Source organism: Pseudomonas sp. OTU5201, from assembly GCF_038440135.1.
In the GTDB taxonomy this organism is placed as follows: Bacteria; Pseudomonadota; Gammaproteobacteria; order Pseudomonadales; family Pseudomonadaceae; genus Metapseudomonas; species Metapseudomonas resinovorans.
On record NZ_JASATC010000106.1, the window covers coordinates 1 to 468 of the forward strand.

Genomic DNA, 468 nt, shown 5'->3' on the forward strand with positions numbered 1-468 from the left:
CTGAGGGTGTTATCCACATCGCTGTCGTTGCCGAGCACGTTGCCAGTGGCCGGGTTGTCCTCGGCGACGGTGCTGCTATCGGCGACCAGGGCGGACGCATCGTCGACCGGGGTGACGGTGATGTTCAGCGTGCTGGAGCTGCCGGTGTTGGTGACGTAGGTGACCTGCGGCACCGACCCGTTCCAGTTGGCCACAGGGGTGAAGTTGTAGTTGCCATCGCTGCCCAGGGTCAGGGTACCGACACCACTGATGCTGGCGCTGGCTCCAGCGGCGAAGCTGCCGCTGATTCCGGCGACGCTGAAGCTGGCCACGCTCAGGAGGTTGTCGACATCACTGTCGTTACCCAGCACGTTGCCGGTCGCGACAGTTTCTTCGGCAACCATATTGGTATCGGGCGCCAGCGCCGACGGGTCGTTGACCGACGCAATGGTGATGGTGCCGGTGGCCGGCGTGCCGTCTTCCAGGCCT

1 protein-coding gene is annotated in these 468 nt (G+C 64.5%); it reads right to left on the reverse strand.

Annotated features, from left to right (window positions below; translation table 11 throughout):
* Positions 1-468, reverse strand: a 468-nt coding sequence (locus AAHM40_RS27045) for an Ig-like domain-containing protein (protein WP_342247447.1), incomplete at both ends; no start/stop codon positions are given.